We start from the raw sequence: 4,897 nt of genomic DNA on the forward strand, positions 1-4,897 counted from the left end.
GCGGCGGTGGCCGGTATCACCCCGGACCGGTCCCGTGCGGGGACCGCCGCCAGAACAAGCGAAACACAAGATGCGCGCCGAGATCGAGCAAGCCTCGGATGCCGCCAAGCAGTCTATAGGGCTGCTGAGGAGGCATCTTTGACTGGGACACCGTCGATAAACGCCTCGCGGAGCTGAACGCCGCTTCCGAGGACCCCGACCTCTGGAACGATCCGGAGGCCGCCCAGAAGGTCATGCGCGAGCGCCAGCAGCTCGACGAGGCCGTCTCGGCGATCCGGAAGCTGGAGCGCGACCTTGAGGACGGCGCCACGCTGATCGAGCTCGGCGAGATGGAGGGTGATCAATCCTCGATCAATGAGGGCGAGGCCGCCATCCGGGCCGTCGAGAAGGAGGCCGCGAGCCGGCAGGTCGAGACCCTGCTCTCGGGCGAGGCCGACGGCTTCGACACCTACCTCGAGGTCCATGCGGGTGCGGGCGGCACCGAGAGCCAGGACTGGGCCAACATGCTCCAGCGCATGTACGCCCGCTGGGCCGAGCGCCGGAAGTTCAAGGTTGATGTGGTCGAGATGACCGACGGCGACGAGGCCGGGATCAAGGGCGCCACGCTCCTGATCAAGGGCCACAACGCCTATGGCTGGCTCAAGACCGAGTCCGGCGTGCACCGGCTGGTGCGCATCTCTCCGTACGATTCCAACGCGCGCCGCCACACCAGCTTCGCGTCCGTCTGGGTCTATCCCGTGATCGACGACCGGATCGAGATCGAGATCAAGGAATCGGACTGCCGCATCGACACCTACCGCTCGTCGGGCGCGGGCGGGCAGCACGTCAACACCACCGACTCGGCCGTGCGCATCACGCACAACCCGACCGGCATCGTGGTGGCCTGCCAGCAGGAGCGCTCGCAGCACAAGAACCGGGCGACCGCCTGGAACATGCTGCGCGCGCGCCTCTACGAGGCCGAGCTGAAGAAGCGCGAGGAGAAGGCCAACGCCGAGGCCGCCGCCAAGACGGATATCGGCTGGGGCCACCAGATCCGGAGCTACGTGCTGCAGCCCTACCAGCTGGTGAAGGACCTGCGCACCGGCACGCAGTCGACCGACCCGGACGAGGTGCTCGACGGCGACCTCGACCCGTTCATGGAAGCCTCGCTCGCCCAGCGCGTCTACGGCGGCGCCGAGGCGGTCGAGGACATCGACTGACGGACGAGCCCGGCCCCTAGGATGGGGGCCGGATCCGCCGGCCGGAACCCAAGGCGGTGCGTCGAGAGAGGGCCGGAACCGCGACGCGCCCCCTCTCCCGTGCGGGAGAGGGTTGGGGTGAGGGATGAGAACTCACCGGATCAGGCTCACCATCGCCGCGGAACCGTGGCGCCCTCTCCTGACGGCTCCGGTCCCCTTACCCTGTCCCTCTCCCGCACGGGAGAGGGGACCCGCGCCTCCTCCGGTGAGAGTTCGCTCTACGGCATCGGAACGGCGGCGCGCCCTGGGGGATCAGACAATTCTTCCTCTTCCCGAACGCGCGAGGGCCGCGCCGGATGATCCGGCGCGGCCCTCGTAACAGCGCGGTCTGCTTCCGTCTTACGCCGCGAGCGAGCGCAGCACGTAAGGCAGGATGCCGCCGTTGCGGAAGTATTCCAGCTCGTCGAGCGTATCGATCCGGCAGGTCAGCGGGACTTGCCTGACCGAGCCGTCGGCGGAGGTGATCTCCGCGGTCAGCGTCTGGCGCGGCTTCAGCTCGCCGGAGAGACCCTTGATCGTGACGGTCTCGTCGCCCTTCAGGCCGAGCGACTGCCAGCTCGTGTCGCCCTGGAAGACCAGCGGCACCACGCCCATGCCGACGAGGTTCGAGCGGTGGATGCGCTCGAAGCTCTCGGCCACCACGGCGCGGACGCCGAGCAGCTTCGTGCCCTTGGCCGCCCAGTCGCGCGACGAGCCGGTGCCGTACTCCTTGCCGGCGAAGATCACCAGCGGGGTACCGGCCTCGGCATATTTCTGCGCCGCGTCGTAGATGAACATCTTCTCGCCGGTCGGCTGGAAGTGTGTCCACCCGCCCTCGACCACGTTGCCGGCGGCGTCCTTCACCATCTGGTTCTTGATGCGGATGTTGGCGAACGTGCCCCGCATCATCACCTCGTGGTTGCCGCGCCGCGTGCCGTACTGGTTGAAGTCCTGCACCCGCACCTGGTGCGCCTGCAGGTACTCGCCGGCCGGCGAGGCCGCCCGGATGTTGCCCGCGGGCGAGATGTGGTCGGTGGTGATCGAGTCGAGGAAGAGGCCGAGGATCCGGGCACCCTCGATGTCGGTGACGGGCTTCGGCTCCTTCTCCATGCCCACGAAGTAGGGCGGGTTCTGCACGTAGGTCGAGCCGCCGTTCCAGGCGAAGGTCTCGGCCTCGGTGACCTCGACGCCCTTCCAGTTCTGGTCGCCGCCGAACACGTCGGCGTAGCGGCTCTTGAACAGCTCCGAGGTGATGTTCTGCTCGATGAACTCCGCGACTTCCGCCGAGGACGGCCAGATGTCCTTCAGGTAGACGGGCTGGCCGTCCGAGCCCTTGCCGAGCGGCTCCTTGGTGAGGTCCACCTGGAGCGAGCCGGCGAGGGCGTAGGCGACGACCAGCGGCGGCGAGGCGAGGTAGTTCGCCCGCACGTCCGGGTTCACGCGACCCTCGAAGTTGCGGTTGCCCGAGAGCACGGCCGCCGCGACCACGTCGTTGTCGTTGATCGCCTTCGAGATCGGGGCCGGGAGCGGGCCCGAATTGCCGATGCAGGTGGTGCAGCCGAAGCCCACCAGATTGAAGCCGAGCTGGTCGAGCGGCTTCTGCAGGCCGGCCTTCTCCAGGTACTCGGCGACGACCTGGGATCCGGGCGCCAGCGAGGTCTTCACCCAGGGCTTCGAGGTCAGGCCCTTGGCGACCGCGTTGCGGGCGAGAAGCCCGGCGCCGATCATCACGCTCGGGTTCGAGGTGTTGGTGCAGCTCGTGATCGCGGCGATCACCACGTCGCCGTGGCCGATGTCGTAGTTCGTGCCCTCGACGGCGTAGCGGCTGGCGATGTCGGCGGCGCGCTTGAACTCGCTCTCCATCGAGGCGGCGAAGCCCGTCTTGGCCTCAGTGAGCAGCACCCGGTCCTGCGGGCGCTTCGGGCCGGCGAGCGAGGGCTGCACGTCGCCCATGTCGAGCGCGAGCGTGTCGGTGAAGACCGGGTCCGGCGTGTCGGCGTCGCGCCACATGCCCTGCGCCTTGGCGTAGGCCTCGACGAGCGCGATGCGGTCGTCGGCGCGGCCGGTGACCTTCAGGAAGTCGATGGTCTTCTGGTCGACGGGGAAGAAGCCGCAGGTCGCGCCGTACTCGGGCGCCATGTTGGAGATGGTGGCGCGGTCGGCGACCGGCATGTCGTCGAGGCCGGGGCCGTAGAACTCCACGAACTTGCCGACCACGCCCTTCTTGCGCAGCATCTGCGTGACGGTGAGCACGAGGTCGGTGGCGGTCGTGCCCTCGGGCAGCTTGCCGGAGAGCTTGAAGCCGACGACCTCGGGGATCAGCATCGAGAGCGGCTGGCCGAGCATGGCGGCCTCGGCCTCGATGCCGCCGACGCCCCAGCCGAGCACGGCCAGGCCGTTGACCATCGTGGTGTGCGAATCGGTGCCGACGAGGCTGTCCGGATAGGCGACCTCCGCGCCGTCCTCGCTCTTCGTCCAGACGGTCTGGGACAGGTATTCGAGGTTGACCTGGTGGCAGATGCCGGTACCCGGCGGCACCACCGAGAAGTTGTCGAAGGCCGACTGGCCCCACTTCAGGAAGGTGTAGCGCTCGCCGTTGCGGGCGTATTCGAGCGCGACGTTCTCGTCGAGCGCCTTCGGGGTGCCGAATTCGTCCACGATCACCGAGTGGTCGATGACGAGATCGACCGGAACGAGCGGGTTGATCTTCTGCGGGTCGCCGCCGAGCGCCACCATCGCGTCGCGCATGGCGGCCAGATCCACCACGGCCGGCACGCCGGTGAAGTCCTGCATCAGCACGCGCGAGGGGCGGAAGGCGATCTCGGTCTCGGTCTTGCCGCGGTTGGAGAGCCACGCCACGGCGGCCTCGACGTCCGCCTTGCGGACCGAGCGGTCGTCCTCGAAGCGCAGCAGGTTCTCCAGGAGCACCTTCATGGAGAAGGGCAGCGCGGCGGCGTCCGCGAGGCCGTTCTTCTGGGCCTCGGGGATCGAGTAATAGGTGTAGGTCTTGCCCCCGGCCTCCAGGGTCTGGCGGGACTTGAAGCTGTCGATGGATGCCACGGCTAGAGTCTTCCTCGCTGGCGATTGTCGAACACGCGCAGGCATTTCCCGCGCCACGAAGACTGTGTTCGGCCGGACTGCGCTCCCGGGAGCGCGCGCCGCCTCGGGTGTGCCCGAGCAGGAGGTGCGCGAGGGTCGAATTGGACGACCCGGGATCGCGCGGCGCAGCCTGGCGCCCGTATAGAACGTTTCGAATCTGCCCGCTACCGGGCGGGTGGTAACACTCCCGCGCGGGTGTGAGGGGCGGGGATAGGGTGGCCGGGTGATGGCCATGCGGTGCCCGCTGGTCCCCTTCTCCCCGCGCGCGGGGAGAAGGCCGCGACGACCCTGTCGTCGGCGCGGCAAGCCGGCAGGCGAGGATGAGGGGCGTTTCAGGGATCGCCTCGTCCGGAGCCGCCCCCTCACCTTCGCGTCCGCTCGCCCCATGCACGACAAGGTGCATGGGGCCCTCTCCCCGCGCGCGGGGAGAGGGGATCCGCGGGCCGCTCAGCCCATGTCCCGAATCAGGCGGCCAGACCCAGGGCCGCGGCGAAGCGGGCGCGGGCCTCGGGCAGGTCGAGCCCCTCCCCGGTGCCGGCGAGACGGGCGAGCGCCGCCTCGGCGCGGCGGCACCGGGGAGG

General features: G+C 69.0%; 2 protein-coding genes. One reads left to right on the top strand and one right to left on the bottom strand.

Features of this window, described 5'->3' with window-relative positions; all coding sequences use genetic code 11:
• The first annotated feature begins 70 nt into the window (after window positions 1-70).
• A protein-coding gene (gene prfB, locus AX737_RS26375) for a peptide chain release factor 2 (protein ID WP_156453976.1) occupies window positions 71-1,199 on the top strand; the annotation gives its coding sequence in 2 pieces (ribosomal slippage) (window positions 71-139 and window positions 141-1,199; 1,128 coding nt in all).
• A gap of 378 nt (window positions 1,200-1,577) precedes the next feature.
• Here prfB and acnA read toward each other — a convergent pair.
• A complete protein-coding gene (gene acnA, locus AX737_RS26380) occupies window positions 1,578-4,277 on the bottom strand; it encodes an aconitate hydratase AcnA (protein WP_066926645.1) in 2,700 nt (899 codons plus the stop codon).
• Window positions 4,278-4,897 lie beyond the last annotated feature (620 nt).

The organism is Methylobacterium sp. CCH5-D2 (genome assembly GCF_001556475.1).
Lineage (GTDB): Bacteria > Pseudomonadota > Alphaproteobacteria > Rhizobiales > Beijerinckiaceae > Methylobacterium > Methylobacterium hispanicum.